We start from the raw sequence: 1,456 nt of genomic DNA on the forward strand, positions 1-1,456 counted from the left end.
GGATGGCGGGAACGGGGCCCGGCTCCCGCGCCACCGCCGCGCCCGCCAGGCCCCGTTCCCGCCATCCCGCCGCGCCGGTCAGGCCCGGCTCCCGACTTCACCCCGAGGCCCGCCGCCGCGGCGCCGAACCTCCCCGCGACGCCGGCTCCCGGCGAGTTCCTGGGGCGGGCATGACCGCGTCCCCGCGCATGCGCCCCGCTCATGCGGCGTGCACCCGGAACCGGTCGTCGGCGTCCAGCTCGTGCACCCGGCCCGTGTCCACCTCGTAGTACCACCCGTGCAGCCGCAGCTCCCCCTCCGCCAGCCGCCGCCGCACCACCGGATGACTGCGCAGCGCGGCCAGCTGGTTGACCACATTGCGCTGGGCCACACCCGACAGCGACGGATCGTCCTCGGCCTCGTCGAGCACCTCGGCCAGCGCCGGGCGCGCCGGCCGCAGCCAGGCGTCCACCCCGGGCAGCGCCGACAGGTCCTCGCCGTCCACGAGCGCCCTCATCGCACCGCAGTGTGAGTGACCGCACACCACCACGTCCTGAACCCCGAGCACCTCCAGTGCGTACTCGACAGTGGCGACCTCACCCGAGGCCCCGGCACACCCGTACGGGGGCACGATATTGCCCGCGTTCCGCAGCTCGAATATCTCGCCGGGCCGCGCACCGGTGATCAGCGCGGGAATGACGCGCGAATCCGAGCAGGTGATGAAGAGCGCCTCGGGACATTGCCCCTCGGCCAGTTTCCGATATTCGTCGCTCTCGAAATCCACGCGCCGCCCGAACGCGCGAGCACGATCCAACAGTGCCTTCAACTCTGCCTCCTACAAGGGGAGTTCGGCCAGTCGACGACAGCGTAGAGAGCCGCGCACCAGAGAAAGGTTAAGGGAAAGGAAGGGGCCGGGAAGAGGGCTGACATTCTTTGTCCCCGACCTGCGCGGAGAAAATCCGCAATCGCTTTCTGAGCGTGTTGTCACACCCGGTTGCCTTATCGTGTCGTAGCGTCGAACCACTGATACGTTGCCAACTCCACGACACGTCGTTCGTGTTGTCCCGATTCCATGGAGAGACAGGACGCATGGCCATACGGGCGCTGCTCATCGAGGACGACGAGACGATCGCCGAGCCGCTCACCGAGGGGCTCGGGCACTACGGGCTGACGGTCGATCACGTCGCCACCGGCACCGAGGGGCTGAGAGGCCCGTACGGCGATGTCGTCCTGCTCGACCTGGGACTGCCGGACATGGACGGCATCGACGTCTGCCGGGGCATCCGCCAGGTCTCCGACGTGCCCATCGTCATCCTCAGCGCGCGCGGCGAGGAGGCCGACCGGGTGCTCGGCCTGGAACTGGGAGCCGACGACTATCTCGCGAAACCGTTCAGCGTGCGCGAACTGGTGGCCCGCGTGCGCGCGGTGACCCGCGGCTCCCAGCGCGCCCCCGCACCCGTCCTGTCCCTTTTACCCA

Annotated in this window: 2 protein-coding genes; one reads left to right on the forward strand and one right to left on the reverse strand. The window is 69.6% G+C overall.

Annotation, left to right across the window (positions count from 1 at the left end; genetic code table 11):
• Positions 1–199: 199 nt before the first annotated feature.
• Entirely contained in the window at positions 200–805 is a 606-nt protein-coding gene (locus MTQ10_RS30360) for a carbonic anhydrase (RefSeq protein ID WP_247473878.1), read from the reverse strand.
• Between the two features lie 263 nt (positions 806–1,068).
• On the opposite strand from MTQ10_RS30360, the gene MTQ10_RS30365 reads away from it, so the two are divergent.
• Positions 1,069–1,456, forward strand: a 388-nt coding sequence (locus MTQ10_RS30365; protein WP_247473880.1) for a response regulator transcription factor, incomplete at its 3' end; no start/stop codon positions are given.

It is taken from the genome of Streptomyces sp. XM83C, from assembly GCF_023072675.1.
Classification (GTDB): domain Bacteria; phylum Actinomycetota; class Actinomycetes; order Streptomycetales; family Streptomycetaceae; genus Streptomyces; species Streptomyces thermocoprophilus.